Source organism: Prevotella sp. tf2-5 (genome assembly GCF_900115435.1).
GTDB lineage: Bacteria > Bacteroidota > Bacteroidia > Bacteroidales > Bacteroidaceae > Prevotella.
Window position 1 is genome coordinate 45893 of sequence record NZ_FOWK01000011.1, and the last position, 17978, is coordinate 63870.

The 17978-nt window shown below is 46.7% G+C and carries 17 protein-coding genes; 11 read left to right on the top strand and 6 right to left on the bottom strand.

The window, feature by feature from the left end; genetic code table 11:
* Positions 1 to 158 precede the first annotated feature (158 nt).
* The 6 genes from BM257_RS11525 to BM257_RS11550 all read right to left on the bottom strand — a co-directional run bounded on the left by BM257_RS11525 (position 159) and on the right by BM257_RS11550 (position 7921).
* Positions 159 to 1451 (bottom strand): DEAD/DEAH box helicase, encoded by a 1293-nt coding sequence (locus BM257_RS11525; protein ID WP_092072714.1) that lies wholly within the window; start codon positions 1449 to 1451, stop codon positions 159 to 161.
* Positions 1452 to 2642 carry an LptF/LptG family permease gene (locus BM257_RS11530; protein ID WP_092072717.1) on the bottom strand — a complete coding sequence of 397 codons (1191 nt, stop codon included), beginning with the start codon at positions 2640 to 2642 and terminating at the stop codon, positions 1452 to 1454. It lies immediately after the preceding gene.
* A 1-nt stretch (position 2643) separates the two neighbouring features.
* A complete protein-coding gene (gene tgt / locus BM257_RS11535; protein ID WP_092072721.1) occupies positions 2644 to 3771 on the bottom strand; it encodes a tRNA guanosine(34) transglycosylase Tgt in 1128 nt (375 codons plus the stop codon).
* Positions 3768 to 6209, bottom strand: a complete 2442-nt coding sequence (gene lon, locus BM257_RS11540) for an endopeptidase La (RefSeq protein WP_092072984.1) — start codon at positions 6207 to 6209, stop codon at positions 3768 to 3770. Before lon ends, tgt begins: the two co-directional genes overlap by 4 nt.
* Positions 6210 to 6314: 105 nt before the next feature.
* Complete coding sequence (locus tag BM257_RS11545) at positions 6315 to 6854, bottom strand: FHA domain-containing protein (protein ID WP_092072724.1); 540 nt, start codon at positions 6852 to 6854, stop codon at positions 6315 to 6317.
* A complete protein-coding gene (locus BM257_RS11550) occupies positions 6851 to 7921 on the bottom strand; it encodes an HU domain-containing protein (RefSeq protein WP_143096842.1) in 1071 nt (356 codons plus the stop codon). Before BM257_RS11550 ends, BM257_RS11545 begins: the two co-directional genes overlap by 4 nt.
* A gap of 123 nt (positions 7922 to 8044) precedes the next feature.
* Here BM257_RS11550 and BM257_RS11555 point away from each other — a divergent pair, with 123 nt between their 5' ends.
* From BM257_RS11555 to BM257_RS11605, 11 genes are all read left to right on the top strand, one after another.
* Positions 8045 to 8827, top strand: a complete 783-nt coding sequence (locus tag BM257_RS11555; protein WP_369821324.1) for a nitrilase-related carbon-nitrogen hydrolase — start codon at positions 8045 to 8047, stop codon at positions 8825 to 8827.
* A 76-nt stretch (positions 8828 to 8903) separates the two neighbouring features.
* Entirely contained in the window at positions 8904 to 10274 is a 1371-nt protein-coding gene (gene nhaD, locus BM257_RS11560; protein ID WP_092072730.1) for a sodium:proton antiporter NhaD, read from the top strand.
* Between the two features lie 138 nt (positions 10275 to 10412).
* Positions 10413 to 11939: a F0F1 ATP synthase subunit beta gene (gene atpD, locus BM257_RS11565; RefSeq protein WP_092072733.1), complete on the top strand. Its 1527-nt coding sequence runs from the start codon at positions 10413 to 10415 to the stop codon at positions 11937 to 11939.
* Between the two features lie 5 nt (positions 11940 to 11944).
* Complete coding sequence (gene atpC / locus BM257_RS11570) at positions 11945 to 12175, top strand: ATP synthase F1 subunit epsilon (RefSeq protein ID WP_092072990.1); 231 nt, start codon at positions 11945 to 11947, stop codon at positions 12173 to 12175.
* Positions 12175 to 12444: a hypothetical protein gene (locus tag BM257_RS11575; protein ID WP_092072736.1), complete on the top strand. Its 270-nt coding sequence runs from the start codon at positions 12175 to 12177 to the stop codon at positions 12442 to 12444. Before atpC ends, BM257_RS11575 begins: the two co-directional genes overlap by 1 nt.
* Before the next feature lie 9 nt (positions 12445 to 12453).
* Positions 12454 to 13509 carry a F0F1 ATP synthase subunit A gene (gene atpB / locus BM257_RS11580; protein WP_092072739.1) on the top strand — a complete coding sequence of 352 codons (1056 nt, stop codon included), beginning with the start codon at positions 12454 to 12456 and terminating at the stop codon, positions 13507 to 13509.
* A 55-nt stretch (positions 13510 to 13564) separates the two neighbouring features.
* On the top strand, positions 13565 to 13801 hold the full coding sequence (atpE, locus tag BM257_RS11585; RefSeq protein ID WP_092072742.1) for an ATP synthase F0 subunit C: 237 nt from the start codon (positions 13565 to 13567) through the stop codon (positions 13799 to 13801).
* Positions 13802 to 13839: 38 nt separating this feature from the next.
* Positions 13840 to 14334, top strand: a complete 495-nt coding sequence (gene atpF / locus BM257_RS11590) for a F0F1 ATP synthase subunit B (RefSeq protein WP_092072745.1) — start codon at positions 13840 to 13842, stop codon at positions 14332 to 14334.
* Between the two features lie 14 nt (positions 14335 to 14348).
* Positions 14349 to 14885: a F0F1 ATP synthase subunit delta gene (locus BM257_RS11595; RefSeq protein ID WP_092072748.1), complete on the top strand. Its 537-nt coding sequence runs from the start codon at positions 14349 to 14351 to the stop codon at positions 14883 to 14885.
* Positions 14886 to 14891: 6 nt separating this feature from the next.
* Positions 14892 to 16478: a F0F1 ATP synthase subunit alpha gene (gene atpA / locus BM257_RS11600; protein WP_092072751.1), complete on the top strand. Its 1587-nt coding sequence runs from the start codon at positions 14892 to 14894 to the stop codon at positions 16476 to 16478.
* 6 nt (positions 16479 to 16484) lie between these two features.
* Complete coding sequence (locus BM257_RS11605; protein WP_092072754.1) at positions 16485 to 17453, top strand: F0F1 ATP synthase subunit gamma; 969 nt, start codon at positions 16485 to 16487, stop codon at positions 17451 to 17453.
* The last annotated feature ends 525 nt before the right edge of the window (positions 17454 to 17978 follow it).

Sequence of the window (17978 nt, forward strand, 5' to 3'; positions counted from 1 at the left end):
AGGTAAAAAGATTGTTTTCAGGATAACTGCTGCAAAAGTACAACATTTTTTAATACTGACAAAACTTTTTACCCATTATTTTTCGACAAATTGCTTGTGTACCCACACAATTCAAATTATTTTAAGGAAAATTCGTAAAAAGAGTGTGCAAACGATTGTTATTCTTGTTTTTTCTCTTTCTTCTCTTTCTTTCCTTTCCTCCCTTGACGACGGTTACCTCCATGCTTCTTGTTGCCAGAACCCTTACCACCTTGATGTCTGCCACCACGTCCTCGTGTTGTCTTACGAGGTGCCATGGGCTTGTATTCGGGAGCCTCTCCAAGACCTTCTGGTAATGGGTTCTTGAGGATATCCTTCTCCAAGAAGCGTTCTATATCGGAGAAATAGCGCATGTCATTATCCGAGACAAAGGTGATGGCGACACCGTCACGCTGTGCCCGTGCCGTGCGTCCGATACGATGCACATAATCCTCGGCATCACGAGGTACGTCATAGTTGATGACCATCAGGATATCATCGATGTCAATGCCGCGTGCCACAATATCTGTCGCTACTAAGACATCCACCATTCCTGCCTTGAAACGGTACATGACCTCGTCACGTTCCTGTTGGGAGAGATCGCTGTGCATCGCCGCACAGTTGATATGCATCCGTTGTAGTTCACGGGTGATTTCCTTAACCTTATCCTTCTTCCCAGAGAAGATAATGACCCGTTGAAGTTCCCCTGTCTTAAACAGGTAACGGATGATGTGCAGTTTCTGTGGCTCATAACACAGGTATGCTGATTGTTGTATTTTCTCCGCAGGTTTGCTGACGGCGATCTTTACCTCCTTAGGATTATATAATAAGGTACGCGCGAGCTGCTGTATCTTCTCTGGCATCGTTGCCGAGAACATGATCGTCTGGTGATCTTTCGGTAACAGCTTGGCAATTTGAAGGATATCATCAGAGAATCCCATGTCCAGCATGCGGTCTGCCTCGTCAAGAACGAAAAAGGAGAGGCGGGAGAGGTCAACATGTCCCATGCGGATATGGGAGAGCAATCGCCCAGGGGTAGCGATAATCACATCAGCCCCCATCTTCAGTCCACGCATCTCCTGGTCAAAACGACTGCCGTCATTTCCTCCATAGACAGCTACGCTAGAGACACCTTCCAGGTAATAACCGAAGCCTTGCATTGCCTGGTCGATCTGTTGTGCCAGCTCACGGGTAGGTGCCATGATGATACAGTTGATAGCGTCTTTAGGGAATCCGCCATCGTCCAGCATGCTGATGATCGGCAACAGATAAGCTGCCGTTTTTCCTGTACCCGTTTGTGCCACCCCGATTAAGTCATGTCCATCCAGGATCTCAGGAATACATTTCTCCTGAACAGGAGTCATCTCCTCAAAGCGCATGTCATAGAGTGCGTCAAGGATATTGTCATTCAGATATGTTTCTTCAAATTTCATTTAGTTCGGTGCTTGTCTGTAACAGAAATAGGCGATGATGGCATATAGTATGTTCGGGACCCATGCGGCAAGCATCGGTGGCGTATCAGCATTGATGGCAAAGGTCGCACTGATTGTCTGTAAGAGAATATAGGAAAAAGAGAGGGCGAGACCTATACCTAAGTACATACCCATACCGCCTTTCCTCTTCCGGGAAGAGAGTGATACTCCAATGATCGTAAGGATGAATGAGGCAAAAGAGGTGGCTATTCGTTTGTGGTATTCCACTTCATACTGCACGACATTACTCGATCCGCGTTCCTGTTGTTTGGAGATATACCGCTTCAACTCTGGTGAGGTAAAAGTCTCTTGCTGTCCTTTAGAGAAGATCAGGTCCATTGGCTCCATCTGGATGAGTGTGTCTATCTCCGACCCACTTGTTATCTTCTCACGCATACCCTTCATCTCACGGATCTTGTAGTTACGTGCTTTCCAGTGATAACGGGAGTCACTGATGGTGTCATACTGGATAATACTGGAGGTCATATGGCTCACCAGTTTCTTCTTGTCAAACTTATAGAGCGAGAAGCCATAACCCGTTTTGCGGATGTCGTCATATTGAGAGATATAAGCGACAGTACCGCGGTCGACCATTAACTGGATATTGGTAGCGGTCGTGTTCTTGGTGTTATTCTTATACAGAGACTCAAAGTCGTGTCTGACGACTGTCCCTTTAGGAATCACATAAGCTCCCAGGTAATAGTTCAGAACGGCGATCAGTGCCGCCGAGAACAAATACGGGCGTAACAGTCTCTTGAAACTCATGCCACAAGCTAGCATGGCGATGATCTCAGAGTTACCAGCCAGCTTGGAAGTAAAGAAGATGACCGCGATAAAAACAAAAAGAGGTGAGAACAGGTTGGCGAAATAAGGTACGAAATTCATGTAATAGTCAAACACGATAGCACGCAAAGGAGCGTGATAAGTCGTGAATTTCGCCAGGTTCTCGTTGACGTCAAACACAATGGAAATGGAGATAATCAGGATAATGGAGTAGATATAGGTACCTATGAACTTCTTGATGATATACCAGTCCATTCGCTTGATATACTGGAATGGATTGTATTTCTTCAAAGGCTCAAGGCGGTCCCATGGTAATTGTTTCCACAACAACCTCAGTCTCCGTATGATATTATTCCATTTCTCTTTCATTTTATATTCTGCGTCCTAAATCATCAATTACCGAGCGCTTCCATGATACGAAATCACCTTGTTCTATATGCTGGCGGGCATCAGTCACCAGTCGCAGATAGAATGCAAGGTTATGAATAGAGGCTATTTGCATGGCAAGGAGTTCCTGTGCCTTAAACAAATGGTGCAGATACGCTTTTGAGTGGATGCGGTCGATATCGCAACCGTCAGGGTCGATAGGAGAGAAATCATCCTCCCATTTCTGATTGCGCATGTTCATGGTTCCCTGGTAGGTGAATAACATGGCGTTACGACCATTGCGGGTCGGCATCACACAGTCGAACATATCCACGCCACGCTCGATGGCCTCAAGGATGTTTTGCGGAGTACCGACTCCCATCAGGTAACGAGGTTTGTCTTTGGGTAATATCTCATTGACGACCTCTATCATCTCATACATCACCTCCGTAGGCTCACCGACGGCAAGACCGCCAATGGCATTGCCGTCGGCACCCTTGTCTGCGACATACTTCGCAGCTTCCTGACGTAAGTCTTTATAGGTACATCCCTGTACGATAGGGAAGAGACTCTGCTGATAGCCATATAACGGTTCCGTCTCGTTAAACCGTTTGATGCAACGGTCCAGCCAGCGTTGTGTCAGTCCTAATGAGTTCTTGGCATACTGATAGTCACTTTGTCCGGGAGGACACTCATCCAGTGCCATCATGATATCCGCACCGATGATACGCTCAGTGTCCATCACATTCTCGGGAGTAAAGATATGTTTCGACCCGTCAATATGACTCCGGAACTCACAGCCCTCCTCTCGCAGTTTGCGAATACCCGTCAGAGAGAAGACCTGAAAGCCCCCCGAGTCTGTAAGGATAGGACGGTCCCATGTGTTAAACTGATGTAGTCCACCGGCTTTCCGCAGGATACTCAACCCTGGACGGAGGTAGAGATGATAGGTGTTCCCAAGTATGATCTGTGCCTTCACCTGCTCCCGGAGCTCAGAGAAATGAACCCCTTTAACACTACCGACAGTACCTACGGGCATGAAGATGGGGGTCTTGATCTGCCCATGGTCAGTAGTGATGAGACCTGTACGTGCCTCACTCGCAGAATCGGTATGTTGCAGTTCAAAAGTCATTTTTCCTTCTTCTCCTCTTCTATCTCAAACTTGAGGGGATTGTCCACAATGGTGTCTGTCAGGGCAAAATCCCATACGTCCTGCACATTCTCCACATAGTGGAAATTAACACCTTTGAGGTAGATCTCAGGAATCTCTTCTATGTCCTTCTGGTTGTCACGGCACATCACGATATCCGTTATACCGGCGCGTTTCGCCGCCAGTATCTTCTCTTTGATGCCACCAACAGGAAGAACTTTTCCACGAAGTGTGATCTCACCAGTCATCGCGGTATTCTTGCGAACCTTCCGCTGGGTAAGCGCGGAGGCGATAGAAGTGGCGATGGTAATACCAGCAGAAGGACCGTCTTTGGGAGTGGCACCCTCGGGAACGTGGATATGGATGTTCCAGTTATCGAAAATACGATAGTCAATCTTCAGCTTGTCGGCATGTGCCTTTACATACTCCAAGGCAAGGATGGCACTCTCCTTCATGACATCTCCTAAATTTCCTGTCAGCGTGAGTTTGGAACCTTTGCCCTTTGACAATGATGTCTCAATGAAGAGTATCTCACCCCCAACGCTGGTCCAGGCGAGTCCGGTGACAACACCTGCGTAATTATTTCCCTGATAGATATCACGATAGAAAGGTGGCTTGCCTAATAAACCCTCTAACTCCGTAGGGGTAATCTTCAGGAAAGGCAAGTTCCCGTCTTTCGCTTTTTGGAACGCCATCTTACGAAGCGCCTTGTTGATTTGTTTCTCCAACTGACGGACACCACTTTCACGGGTATATTGCTCGATAATCTTCTCAATGGCAGCCTTGGTGAATGTCAGACCTTTGTCCGTTAAACCAGTATTCTCCTTCTCTTTGGGAATCAGGTGACGCTTGGCAATCTCATATTTCTCCTCGGTGATATAGCCGCTGACCTCAATAATCTCCATACGGTCGAGTAGGGGTTTGGGAATGGTTCCGAGATTGTTTGCAGTAGCGATAAACAACACTTTCGACAAGTCATAGTCAACATCGAGATAGTTATCATGAAACGCATTGTTCTGCTCAGGGTCCAACACCTCCAGCATGGCAGAGGCAGGGTCTCCATTATGTGTCATCTGTGTCACCTTATCTATCTCGTCGAGAATGAAGACGGGATTGCTGGAACCGGCTTTCTGGATATTCTTGATGATACGTCCGGGCATCGCTCCGATATAGGTACGACGGTGTCCGCGGATCTCAGCCTCATCATGCAGACCACCCAAGGACACACGTACATATTTGCGATTCAAAGCATCTGCGATAGACTTGCCCAGACTTGTCTTACCGACACCCGGAGGACCATAGAGACAAAGGATGGGAGATTTCAAGTCACCACGCAAAGAAAGGACAGCGATATACTCAAGGATACGTTCCTTTACTTTTTCCATGCCATAATGGTCACGGTCCAGTATCTTCTGTGCACGGTCTAGGCGAAGGTCATCCTCTGTGCATTCGTTCCAAGGCAGTGACACCAGTGTCTGCAAGTAGGTCAGTTGAATGTTAAAGTCAGGACTCTGAGGATTCAGTTGGTCGAGTTTGTCCACTTCCCGGTAGAAGATACGCTCAACCTCCTCACTCCACTTTTTGTTCTTTGCCTTCTCCAACAGCTCTTTCTTCTCTGGAGAACTCTCATTCCCCATCTCTGCCTGCAGGTTCTTAATCTGCTGCTGTAAGAAATAGTTACGCTGTTGCTCATCGATGTCGTCACGTGTCTTGTTGCGGATATCGAGTTTTAATGTCTGTAACTCAATCTCACGGTTAACGATCTTCATGGTGTTGAAAAGACGTTCCTTGATAGAGGACATCATCAACAGTCTGATCTTCTCTTTGACGGAGAAAGGCAGGTTAGAGCAGATGAAATTGAGTGTCAGGATGTTATTGGTCACATTTTTTATCGCAAATGACGCCTCCTCTGGGATATCATCACTCAATTTGATATACTCTGTGGTCTGATTACGCAAATCCTCAATGGCAGTGTTGAACTCTGTGTCATGACGGTCGGGCTCTATCTCCGGAGCCATCTCCACATGTCCCACCAGGTAGGGCTTGTATTTCTGTAGCTCTAACAGTTTTATACGTCCAAGTCCTTGAATAATGGCAGTGATGTTACCATTTGGTAATGTCAGCAGCTTAAGAACTTTCGCATAGACGCCCATATCATAGAGATCCGCGCGGATAGGCTGTTCTGTCTCCGGGTCACGTTGACAGAAAATACCAATCAGCATGTCGTTCTTTTCTGCCAAACGTACTATTTTCATGCTGGAGTCTCTTCCTATGAGGACAGGAGTGACAACACCAGGGAAAAGCACGATGTTCCGCACTGCGAGTATGGGGAGCGAGTCTGGAATTTCGACTTGGTTAAGATCGCTATAATCACCTTCCACATCGGCAATCATAGAGAACGCTCTGTTCTTATTATCCATATACATTGTAATTGTTTCTTCCATAATAGAGTGCAAAGGTACGAATAATTTGTTAGACATCAAAATTTACGTCCCTATTTTGATGTCATTTTTGTCATGTGACTCCTATTCGGATGGATTCGTACGAAGGATGATGCTGGTAGCGCCTATTGTAAACAAGGTGCCATTCTCAATGCGTCGACGCTCACGTGGCTTTAACTCAATGTTGTCAACAAAGGTACCTGTGTTGCTGTTGTTGTCGGAAAGAGTATAGCATAACTCCCCATGTTTGTCACGACTCACATTAATCGTACAGTGATTGAGGTCCACACTGGGGTCAACGGTCTCAAAGGGTGTGTTGACGGGATTACCTTTCTGGTATTTGCCAATGACATTATCACCCATACGTAGGGCTAGCTCTTGCTTATAATGAAAGACATTCTCTATGACAACGATACTGCCACATTCTGTTTCCAAGTTCGAGAACTGATTATTTGCCAGCTCATTTTCTTTATTCTGTGTCTCTCTCAATTTGGATACACCTATTCGTATACCAAACTGTTTGCCACATTCATTACATTGGAAAACCAAAGACTGACCAGGTTCGTATTTCGTCTCGTCGAATGTTATATAAGTGTCACATTTTGGGCATCTTACGCGCTTCATCCTTCAGTTTTTCTTTTATATACCCATGCCTCCTCGAATTCTTCATGTTCACGTAGCTTATGCAACGCTGAGTAAGCATCGGCTTCAGACTTGAAATGTCCATACACCACACGTATCACATTATTATATATATATAAATCCGTGTCCTTGAAACCTTTCGAACGCATTGTCTCAGCGAACAACTCAGCATTGCTACGCTTCACCTGGCTGGCTAAGACGATATGATAAACGGGCTCTGCTGGTGGTGCTTCCTTGACGCAGGAATCCTGCTTGGCCGTCATCTTCGCCTCTTCCTTGACGGTTGCCGATGGCTCAGAAGGAAGGATGGGAGTGGCAGGAGCCATATTCGTGTCTTTGGGAATAATCTTCGTGAACAAATTTGTTTTGAGGGAACTCATCGTCTGTGAGCCTAAATTACTGTTGACCACAGGGGTCGTCATCATGAAGAACAATATGATGGCGGCAGCGACGGCAATAGAATTGCGAATCCAGGACATCTTAATGTGAATGGCATGATCCTCTTCTTCTTCTTCTGAGTTATCCACCAACTCTATCAAAGAAATATCTTGAGAGGAGTCGTCCGTCGTCTTCTCATCAGACAATTCCACATTTGCCTCGATAGGTGGGGCAGGTGTTATATGGGTTGATTTTAGTGGTCTGAAATCAAAAGAGCTGAGACCATATAAGGTGGGGGTCAGCAAGCCAGACTCACAGGGCTCAAAGCAATAACTTCCCTCATCGTTAATGGTTAGCATACCAATGTTTTCCAATTGGTAAGAGCCATTATACATGATTTGTTTTTTGATATTGTCGACTTCCTGTTCGATTCTGCGGAGAGCCTCTGGATAACTGATATCATTAGCCTCCACATAAGACTGTACCAACAGGGAGTCGTTCATTTTCAATTGTGGATTGAACCCGACTGTCCGTGTGGGAGGTAGGAAGGTCTGGCCTGCCTCGTCAATACGGGCAGGGACATAGTGTGCGACAAAACCTCCAAAATCGGGTACTGTCACACAGTCGTTGCTCAGAAGGAGCACTTCCAAATGTCGTGCTAATTCAATCACGAGTGCAAAAATAGATAATTTTTGTGAAATGTGCAAATAAAACAAATCTAAAAGTCACATAAAGTTCCAAAACTTTTATTTTTCGATTGTTTTTTGTTATTTTTGCAAACTGTAAATCACACAATGGCAAAAATGAATGAAACGATGCATATTACACTGTTACAAACAGATATTAAGTGGGGGGAACCTGCGGAAAACATTTCTCAAGTAGAGAAAATCATCCATACTTGTAAGGATACTGATTTGTTTGTCCTTCCGGAGATGTGGAGTACGGGCTTTGCGACAAAACCGGAGAACATGGCGCATGAGGAGGATGCTAATGAGGCGTTGTTATGGATGCGTCAGATGGCTGCAGAGAGACGATGTGCCATCTGCGGAAGCCTTGCCGTTCATCTGCGTGACGGCTCCTACAGGAACAGACATTATTTTATAGACGGGAGGAACGGTCATGAAGTCTTTTATGACAAACATCATCTCTTCACCTATGGCGGAGAGAACTGTTATTACACACCAGGACAGTCGCATACTATTGTGGAGTATGAGGGGTTCCGTATCTTGTTACTCACCTGCTACGACCTTCGATTCCCTTGTTGGAGCCGTTATTCCGACGGACGGGAATATGACCTGATCGTCGTTGTGGCGAACTGGCCTCAGTCCAGACAGTCCGCATGGCAGATACTGACTCGAGCCAGAGCCATAGAGAATCAAGCTTATCTTGTAGGTGTCAACCGGGTAGGTGATGATGAGTATTCTCATTATGTGGGAGCTAGTTGCGTGATTGATCCTATCGGCAAGAGGATCGGGCAATGCCATTACAATCAGGTAGAAGCGATGACCGTTGAGGTAAAGCTGGAGGAAGTCCGACGCAGGAGGCTCAAATTCCGGGTTCTTGATGACAGGGATTGAAAAAACCTTTACTAAAACGTTGTCAATTCCTAAAAAAACAGTATCTTTGTAGTCGAAAACCAAAACAAGTTGTCTCATGACACTGATTATCGTATTATTACTGATTGTCTCATACCTGCTTATTGCCACTGGTCACCTGACAGGAGTCAATAAAGCTGCTATTGCCATGTTCCTTGGTACAGCGGGGTGGGTGTTCTACGTGTGCTATGGCACGGATTTCGTTATGCAACAGCATCCTGGTGAATACCTGGATTATCTGGCAGGGGCTCAGCCTGATAGCGATTTGGTGAAATATTTTATCTACGACAATATTTTTTTGAAATATGTGGGTAAGGCTGCGGCTATCGTCATGTTCCTGCTTGCCACGATGTCTATTATTGAGCTGTTGAATAATAACGGATGCTTCGATTTTATTACAGAATGGATACGTACCCGTAACTCTAAGCGCTTGTTATGGACGATTACTATCGCCACCTATATTATATCAGCAAATCTGGACAACCTCACAACCACCATGATGATGTTGGTGATCATGCACAATATCGTGCAGAGCGGTCGACAGCGTATGTTGGTGGGCTCGGCAATAGTGCTTGCCGCAAATTGTGGTGGATGCTTTACCGTGATAGGTGATCCCACTGGACTTATCCTGTGGGGTGACGGGGCTGTGACAGCAACTCATTTCTCTGCCTATCTTGCCTTGCCGTCCTTGTTGGCATGGGTTATCCCAACGGTCCTCATTAACTTCCAGCTGCCGGACCGACTGGATTGCGAATGGAGCACGTCACCCTATCGTGGAGACGATACACGCTTGAACCGCTGGCAGCGCTTCGTGATGTTGGTGGTAGGTATAGGAGGATTATGGTTCATCCCCACATTCCATAATATCACTAAACTGGCTCCGTTCCTTGGTGCGCTGTGTGTGTTGAGCGTTCTGTGGGTTGTTAATGAGGCTTTTAATCATAAGTTGATGAATGCGGACCAGATGGCTCAGCGCCGCATCCCCCGTGCCATTCAATATGGTGCTATCCAGCAGATGCTCTTTGTGATGGGTATCATGATGGGTATGGGTGTCGTCGCTGAGACAGGTGTTTTTGGCGATATCGCATCATGGTTTGATGAGAATATCCACAATATTTGGCTGATAGGATTATGCTCGGGAATCCTCAGTTCCCTTATTGACACCTTTACTGTCTCTGTCAGCAATATCATGCTTTATCCGATTGCTGAAGCTGGAGATATGGCCCAGAATGGTGCATATTGGAAAATGATCGCTTATTGTACCGCTGCAGGAGGATGCCTTCTTAGTGTAGGTTCTACCAGCGGTGTCGCCTTGATGAAGATGGAACATGTCCGTTTAGGATGGTATCTCAAGAATCTGACTCCGAAGGTCGCGGTGGGTTGGTTAGTGGGACTTGCTGTCCTGTGGCTGGAAATTAATCTGATATAATAGGATTAATGTCCAAAAACACGATAAAAATAAAACATTTCCGAACTTTTATTCGAAAATGTTTTTTTTATTTGAAATAATTTGCTAACTTTGCATCTATAACTATAAAAACAACAACTTTAAATATTCAAACTGCTTATGTCTAAAATTAATGGACGCATTTCCCAGATCATCGGTCCTGTGATTGATGTGTTCTTCAATACAGAAGGACAAGATGCCGAGAAAGTGCTCCCTAAAATTCATGAGGCGCTGACCATTCAGCGTCCAGACGGTTCGCAGCTGGTGGTAGAAGTTCAGCAGCACATCGGTGAGGACACCGTGCGTTGTGTTGCTATGGATAATACCGATGGACTGCAGCGTGGATTGGAGGCAAAGCCTATGGGGTCACCTATACTGATGCCTTCAGGTGAACAAATTAAGGGTCGAATGCTGAATGTGATCGGTCAGCCTATCGACGGTATGAAACAGCTTAACATGGAGGGTGCTTATCCTATCCATCGTGAAGCTCCTAAGTTTGAGGAGCTGTCGACAACGAAGGAGGTGCTTTCCACAGGTATCAAGGTGATCGACTTGTTGGAGCCTTATCTGAAAGGTGGTAAGATCGGCTTGTTCGGTGGTGCCGGTGTAGGTAAGACTGTGCTGATCATGGAGCTCATTAACAACATCGCCAAGGGACACAACGGTTTCTCTGTATTCGCTGGAGTAGGAGAGCGTACCCGTGAGGGTAATGACCTGATCCGTGAGATGATCGAGTCTGGCGTTATCCGTTATGGCGAGAAGTTCAAGGAGGCGATGGCACAAGGTAAATGGGACCTTTCCTTAGTTGACCCGGAAGAGATGAAGAAGTCGCAGGCAACACTGGTCTATGGTCAGATGAACGAGCCTCCCGGTGCCCGTGCCTCTGTGGCCCTCTCTGGTCTTACGGTTGCAGAGGGCTTCCGTGACGGTGGTGGAAAGGATGGCGGTGCAGCCGATATCCTGTTCTTTATTGACAACATCTTCCGTTTCACACAGGCTGGTTCTGAGGTGTCTGCTCTGTTAGGACGTATGCCGTCAGCCGTAGGTTATCAGCCGACGCTGGCTTCTGAGATGGGAACGATGCAGGAACGTATCACTTCCACCAAGAAGGGTTCTATCACATCCGTACAGGCTGTTTATGTCCCTGCGGACGACTTGACCGACCCTGCACCTGCCACGACATTCACTCACTTGGATGCTACCACGGTGCTTGACCGTAAGATCGCCGAGCTGGGTATCTATCCTGCTGTAGACCCACTGGGTTCCACCTCTCGTATTCTCGACCCGTTAGTTGTCGGTAAAGACCACTATGAGTGTGCCCAGCGTGTGAAAGAGATCCTGCAGCGTTATAAGGAATTGCAGGATATCATTGCTATCCTGGGTATGGACGAGCTCTCTGATGAGGACAAACTGACGGTAAACCGTGCACGTCGTGTACAGCGTTTCCTGAGTCAGCCGTTCTCTGTCGCAGAACAGTTCACGGGTCTGCCAGGTGTCATGGTCCCCATCGAAGAGACCATCAAAGGCTTCAATGCTATTCTAGATGGTGAGGTTGACGATCTGCCAGAGCAGGCTTTCCTGAACGTCGGAACCATTGAGGACGCAAAGGCGAAGGCAAAGAAACTGTTGGAAGCCGCTAAAGGATAATGCCTATGTTAAAGTTGAAGATAGTTTCGCCCGAGAAGATAGAGTTCACCGGTGACGTTGAGCGTGTTGTCGTTCCCGGCACACAAGGTCAGTTTGAGATACTGAGCAATCACGCTCCTATCATCTCCACTCTCCAGAAAGGGGTCGTGGAGTATGATGGACACCAGTTGCCGATATTAGGAGGATTTGTTGAGGTACAGAAGAACAATGTCTCTCTTTGTGTCGAGAAATCATAATGATACTTGAGGTTGTTCTCTCTGCGATCTTTTTCTTCCTACTGGGTTTTGCCTACGTGAAAGGTTATGACATCGTCAGACATCACTCACCAGAGCATTTACCCCGTTTCTATCTGATAATGGCAACGATACGTATGTTGCTCGTCGGTACTGTCGCAGCACTTTACGTATTCTTCACCGAGAATAGAGAAGACACCATTCGTTTCGCTATCATATATATAATAATGTATATAGTGATGATGGTAGTTACACTGAAATTAAGACATTAAATGAAAATAATGAATCACACGAAACGACTGCTTTGCATGGTATTGCTCGCCATCATGATGGCACCGGCAATGAAAGCGGCGGAGTTCTCAGCTAAAGAGGTGGTGCTTGAGCATATCAAGGACTCTCACGACTGGCATGTGACAGACTATGGCGATGGGAAGTCGTTGGTCATCCCACTTCCGATCATCGTCAACAGTTCCACAGGCTGGCACGTGTTCTGTTCTTCCCAGTTTGAGCATCATCCTGATGCGGCAGGACTTCGTCAGGGTCCTTACGGACTTGCCATCGCCACAGAAGGAGACCATGCGGGTAAGATTGTTGAGAACGGCGAACCTGTTCTCGATCTCTCTATCACCAAGACTGTTGCCGTGATGTTCATCAATGTGGTGCTCTTGCTTTGCTGTATCTTGCTCAGCGCCCGCTGGTACAAGAAACGCAAGGCGTCAGACGCTGCCCCTGGTGGCTTTGTCGGTTTTGTCGAGATGATGGTGATGTATGTGGTGGATGAGATTATCAAACCAGGTGTCGGTAAGGGTTATGAGAAATACACACCTTACCTGCTTACCTGTTTCTTCTTCATCTTCACCTGTAATGTGATGGGCTTGATACCATTCCCACCGGGCTCTGGTAATGTGACGGGCAATATCGCCGTGACATTCTTCCTCGCCCTCTGCACCTTTATCATCGTGCAGTTCTCTGGTAACAAGCATTATTGGAAGGATATCTTCTGGCCAGAGGTTCCCACTTGGCTGAAAGCTCCTATCCCCATCATTCCTGTCATAGAGTTTGTAGGTATCTTCACGAAGCCGTTCGCCTTGATGATCCGTCTTTTTGCCAACATGATGGCAGGTCATGCGATTGCAGTGGCAATCACCTGTATTGTCTTCTTGGTGGCAAGTCAGGCAATAGCCGTCCAGCTCTCCATGTCCGCACTAAGTGTCATCATGAGCATCTTCATGATGTGTCTGGAGTGTCTGGTATGCTTTATCCAGGCGATGGTGTTCACCATGCTCTCCGCAGTATTTATCGGATTGGCACGTGTGGAGCCCGAACACGAACATTAAGTAAGGATTAAAAATTAAAGAATAATAAACAATAACAATTTAAAACTTTAAAATTATGATTACAGCATTATTAGCAGCAGAAGGTGTTGCAAAGTTAGGTGCCGCAGTAGGCGCAGGTCTCGCAGCTATTGGCGCAGGTCTTGGTATTGGTAAGATTGGTGGACAGGCTATGGATGCCATGGCTCGCCAGCCGGAGGTGATGAACAAGTTGTTCACGAACATGATCGTTGCCGCTGCTCTTATCGAGGGTGTTGCATTGTTCGCAGCCGTTATCGCATTCCTCTGCATCTAATGCAAAGGTAAAAAGTTAATAGGTAAATAATTCAGCGTATGGATTTATTGATTCCGAGTACTGGCTTGCTATTCTGGATGTCGCTGACGTTCCTGGTAGTGCTGTTCATCCTCTGGAAGTTCGGTTTCCCTGTCATCACGAACATGGTGGCAGAGCGTAAGGCTTTCATTGATGACTCGCTGAGGAAGGCTCATGAGGCGAACGAGAAACTTGCCAATATACAGAAAGAAGGTGAATCCATCTTACAAGAGGCTCGTGAGAAACAGGCACAAATCCTCAAGGAAGCTGCCGAGACTCGTGATGCCATCGTAGAGAAAGCACAGGAGAAGGCAAGGGCAGAGGGAGCTCGCTTGTTGGACGACGCGAAAGCCGCCATTGAGCAGGAGAAGAAAGCTGCCATTGCTGATATCCGTAAGCAAGTAGCTACGCTCAGCGTCGAGATTGCTGAGAAGGTCCTTCGTCAGAACCTTCAGAGCGACAAGGCGCAGATGGATTTGATCGACCGTATGCTGGATGACGTTTCTGCTAATTAACCAAGGGTCTGCTTATGGATATCGGAGTTATATCGGTCAGATATGCAAGGGCACTGCTGAAAAGTGCTACCGACCAGAAACTGGAGGATACGGTCTATCAGGAGATGATGACTGTTGCCAAGAGTTATCTGGAGGTGCCTCAGTTGCGCCAGACGATAGACAATCCTATGCTTTCGAAGGACAAGAAACAGACTCTGTTGCAGACTGCTGCTGGTGAGAAGCCCAGCGCGCTGACTAAGAGTTTCATACAACTTGTACTGAAGGAAGACCGCGAGAACGTGATACAATTCATGGCGAATTCCTACATCACACTTTATCGCAAGCAGAAGAACGTCATCCGTGGAAAACTCACCACAGCGGCGCGTGTGTCTGCTCAGACTGAGCAGAAGATGCGCCAGATGGTGGAGAGTAAGACTAATGGAACTGTGGAGTTTGAGACTGAGGTGAATCCTGATATTATCGGTGGCTTCATCCTTGAATATGACACTTATCGTATGGATGCCAGTGTCAAGACCAGACTCAACAACATTCTCAACACATTAAAAAAGTAAAAAACAATGTCAGATAAAATTAAACCAAGCGAAGTTTCTCAGGTATTGCTCGACCAACTGAATGGCATTTCCAGTGAGGAGAAGTTTGACGAGGTAGGCACTGTGCTCACCGTGAGCGACGGCGTGGCTCGTATCTATGGTCTTCGTAACGCTGAAGCCAATGAGTTGCTGGAGTTCGAGAACGGCACGATGGCTATCGTGATGAACCTGGAGGAAGATAACGTCGGTTGTGTGCTCCTTGGTCCGACGGCAGGTATCAAGGAGGGACAAGTGGTGAAACGTACGAAGCGTATCGCCTCTATCCGTGTTAATGACAACATGCTCGGACGTGTTATCAATCCATTGGGACAGGCTGTTGATGGCATGGGTGATATCGACCTTACCGGCGCTTTCGAGATGCCCCTCGACCGTAAGGCTCCCGGTGTGATTTACCGTCAGCCTGTAAAGGAGCCGTTGCAGACTGGTCTTAAAGCCATCGACTCCATGATTCCTATTGGTCGTGGACAGCGTGAGTTGATCATTGGTGACCGTCAGACGGGTAAGACCGCTATTGCCGTGGATACCATTATCAACCAGAAGAGTTTCTATGAGGCAGGAAAACCTGTCTATTGTATCTATGTGGCTATCGGTCAGAAAGCATCTACTGTTGCCACTCTCGTACAGACACTGAAAGAGCATGGTGCGATGCCATATACCATTGTGGTGGCTGCTACCGCTGCTGATCCTGCTGCCATGCAGTATTACGCACCTTTTGCCGGTGCTGCCATCGGTGAGTATTTCCGTGACCGCGGACTTCCTGCGCTGGTCGTATATGATGACCTCTCCAAACAGGCTGTTGCCTATCGTGAGGTGTCACTGATCCTGCGCCGTCCTTCTGGACGTGAGGCATATCCTGGTGATGTGTTCTATCTGCACTCTCGTCTGTTGGAGCGTGCCGCTAAGATGAACGAGCAACAGGAGGTTGCTGAGCAGATGAACGACCTGCCGGAATGTATGAAAGGACATGTGAAGGGTGGTGGTTCTCTGACTGCCTTACCTATCATTGAGACTCAGGCTGGTGACGTTTCCGCTTATATCCCGACCAATGTGATCTCTATCACCGACGGTCAGATATTCTTGGAGAGCGACCTCTTCAACCAGGGCTTCCGTCCTGCCATCAACGTAGGTATCTCCGTGAGTCGTGTGGGTGGTTCGGCACAGATCAAGTCTATGAAGAAGGTGGCTGGTACCTTGAAAATTGACCAGGCACAGTATCGTGAGTTGGAGGCTTTCTCCAAGTTCTCCAGTGATATGGATGCTGTGACGGCAATGACCCTTGACCGTGGTCGTAAGAACAACCAGTTGCTGATTCAGCCACAGTATAGCCCGATGCCCGTTGGCGAGCAGGTCGCCATCCTGTATTGTGGTGTACATGGATTAATGCGTGAGGTACCCATCGACAAAGTTCGTGAGTGTCAGACAGCATTCCTTGACAAGTTGCGCTCATCGGCTCCAGAGGTCATTGAGACCCTCGGCGCAGGTAAGATTGATGATGCCACAACTCAAAAGATTGAGGAAGTGATGTCCGATATAGCCGGAACCTATAAAGTTTGATAGCCTATGCCCAGTCTGAAGGAAATCAAAGGACGTATAGCCAGTGTTCAGAGCACCCGTAAGATTACGAGTGCCATGAAGATGGTGGCTTCGTCAAAACTCCATCATGCACAGGTAGCCATACAGAATATGCTGCCCTATGAGACCATGCTGGAGCATATCCTGAAGTCATTCCTTGCCGCTGAGGCAGAGGCACAGACTATCTTTGACCAGGAGCGTCCTGTCAAGCGTGTGGCCTTGGTGATATTCTCCAGTAACTCTTCTCTGTGTGGTGGCTTTAACGCTAACATTATCAGGCTGATGCAGCACGGCGTTGATGCATTGGCTCAAGAGATAGGTCTTGAGAATATTGATGTTTATCCTATTGGTCGTAAGGTGGCGGAGAAGGCACAAAAACTGGGATATAATGTCATGGGCAACTATGCTGAGCTGATTGATCATCCCAATGTCCAGCAATGTATAGAGCTTGCCATGGACCTGGGACGACGTTTTGCGGATGGCGAGGTGGACAAGGTAGAACTCATCTATCATCATTTCAAAAGCGCTGGCTCACAGATCCTCACCACCAAGACTTTCCTGCCTATAGACTTGGAGAGTGAGTTGGAGCGTGACCATGAGCGTGACCTTACGACAAACATTGTCACCAAGAAGGCTCAGGACTACCTGAAGAAGAACCGTCGCAAGAAGGTCGTCGAGGAAGGTGAGGTCGCTCCGCTGAATGATAACTTCATCGTAGAGCCAGACATGGATACCGTGCTCACGGAACTCCTGCCGAAGATGGCGCATCTGATGCTTTATACCGCCTTGTTGGATAGTGTCGCTTCTGAGCATGCTGCCCGTATGGTGGCGATGCAGACGGCTACAGATAATGCTGATGAGTTACTACGCCAGCTTAACTTGCAGTATAACAAGAGTCGTCAACAGGCGATTACCAGTGAACTGCTTGACATCGTTGGTGGTAGCGTCAACAATTAGACGATCTGCAAGAATATTTGCTCACTTATTGAAAAACCCTGCCAAGCATGATGCCTGGCAGGGCTTTTACTTAATCTTATTATATTCGTCTATGAATCTCTGTCCAATTGGGCTTGGCTTTTTTCAGGTTATTTTACAGAATTCGATGTAATTTTTTATGTCTTGTTTAATTGTTTCAAAATTTTTTAATTCTTCCCATTCAATGAGATTTCTATCAAACAATTTTATCCAGATTGTTAGTGTTTTTTCGAGATCTCATTGCATTGTTTCTGGTGAATTGTCTCAACTTTCCCATTTTTCGTTTTGAGCTTTTTTTTCGTCAAGTATTTCTAATTGTATTTGTGTTACTTCTTGATATCTTTTACCCATGTTTTTAATTAGACTTTTGCTTATTTCTTTTGCTGCAGAAAATCTAATATCATATCCTAAATCTTTTGAAATTACCTTGACGTCATTTTGGTTTGAAAAATAGATTTTTCATAGATAGACTTCATAGAACATTAGTATTGTTGTTATTTTGTCTTT

Coding starts and splice junctions, on each gene's coding strand:
- BM257_RS11525 (WP_092072714.1), bottom strand. CDS start 1,451: ATGAAATTTGAAGAAACATATCTGAATGACAATATCCTTGACGCACTC.
- BM257_RS11530 (WP_092072717.1), bottom strand. CDS start 2,642: ATGAAAGAGAAATGGAATAATATCATACGGAGACTGAGGTTGTTGTGG.
- tgt (WP_092072721.1), bottom strand. CDS start 3,771: ATGACTTTTGAACTGCAACATACCGATTCTGCGAGTGAGGCACGTACA.
- lon (WP_092072984.1), bottom strand. CDS start 6,209: ATGGATAATAAGAACAGAGCGTTCTCTATGATTGCCGATGTGGAAGGT.
- BM257_RS11545 (WP_092072724.1), bottom strand. CDS start 6,854: ATGAAGCGCGTAAGATGCCCAAAATGTGACACTTATATAACATTCGAC.
- BM257_RS11555 (WP_369821324.1), top strand. CDS start 8,045: ATGGCAAAAATGAATGAAACGATGCATATTACACTGTTACAAACAGAT.
- nhaD (WP_092072730.1), top strand. CDS start 8,904: ATGACACTGATTATCGTATTATTACTGATTGTCTCATACCTGCTTATT.
- atpD (WP_092072733.1), top strand. CDS start 10,413: ATGTCTAAAATTAATGGACGCATTTCCCAGATCATCGGTCCTGTGATT.
- atpC (WP_092072990.1), top strand. CDS start 11,945: ATGTTAAAGTTGAAGATAGTTTCGCCCGAGAAGATAGAGTTCACCGGT.
- BM257_RS11575 (WP_092072736.1), top strand. CDS start 12,175: ATGATACTTGAGGTTGTTCTCTCTGCGATCTTTTTCTTCCTACTGGGT.
- atpB (WP_092072739.1), top strand. CDS start 12,454: ATGAATCACACGAAACGACTGCTTTGCATGGTATTGCTCGCCATCATG.
- atpE (WP_092072742.1), top strand. CDS start 13,565: ATGATTACAGCATTATTAGCAGCAGAAGGTGTTGCAAAGTTAGGTGCC.
- atpF (WP_092072745.1), top strand. CDS start 13,840: ATGGATTTATTGATTCCGAGTACTGGCTTGCTATTCTGGATGTCGCTG.
- BM257_RS11595 (WP_092072748.1), top strand. CDS start 14,349: ATGGATATCGGAGTTATATCGGTCAGATATGCAAGGGCACTGCTGAAA.
- atpA (WP_092072751.1), top strand. CDS start 14,892: ATGTCAGATAAAATTAAACCAAGCGAAGTTTCTCAGGTATTGCTCGAC.
- BM257_RS11605 (WP_092072754.1), top strand. CDS start 16,485: ATGCCCAGTCTGAAGGAAATCAAAGGACGTATAGCCAGTGTTCAGAGC.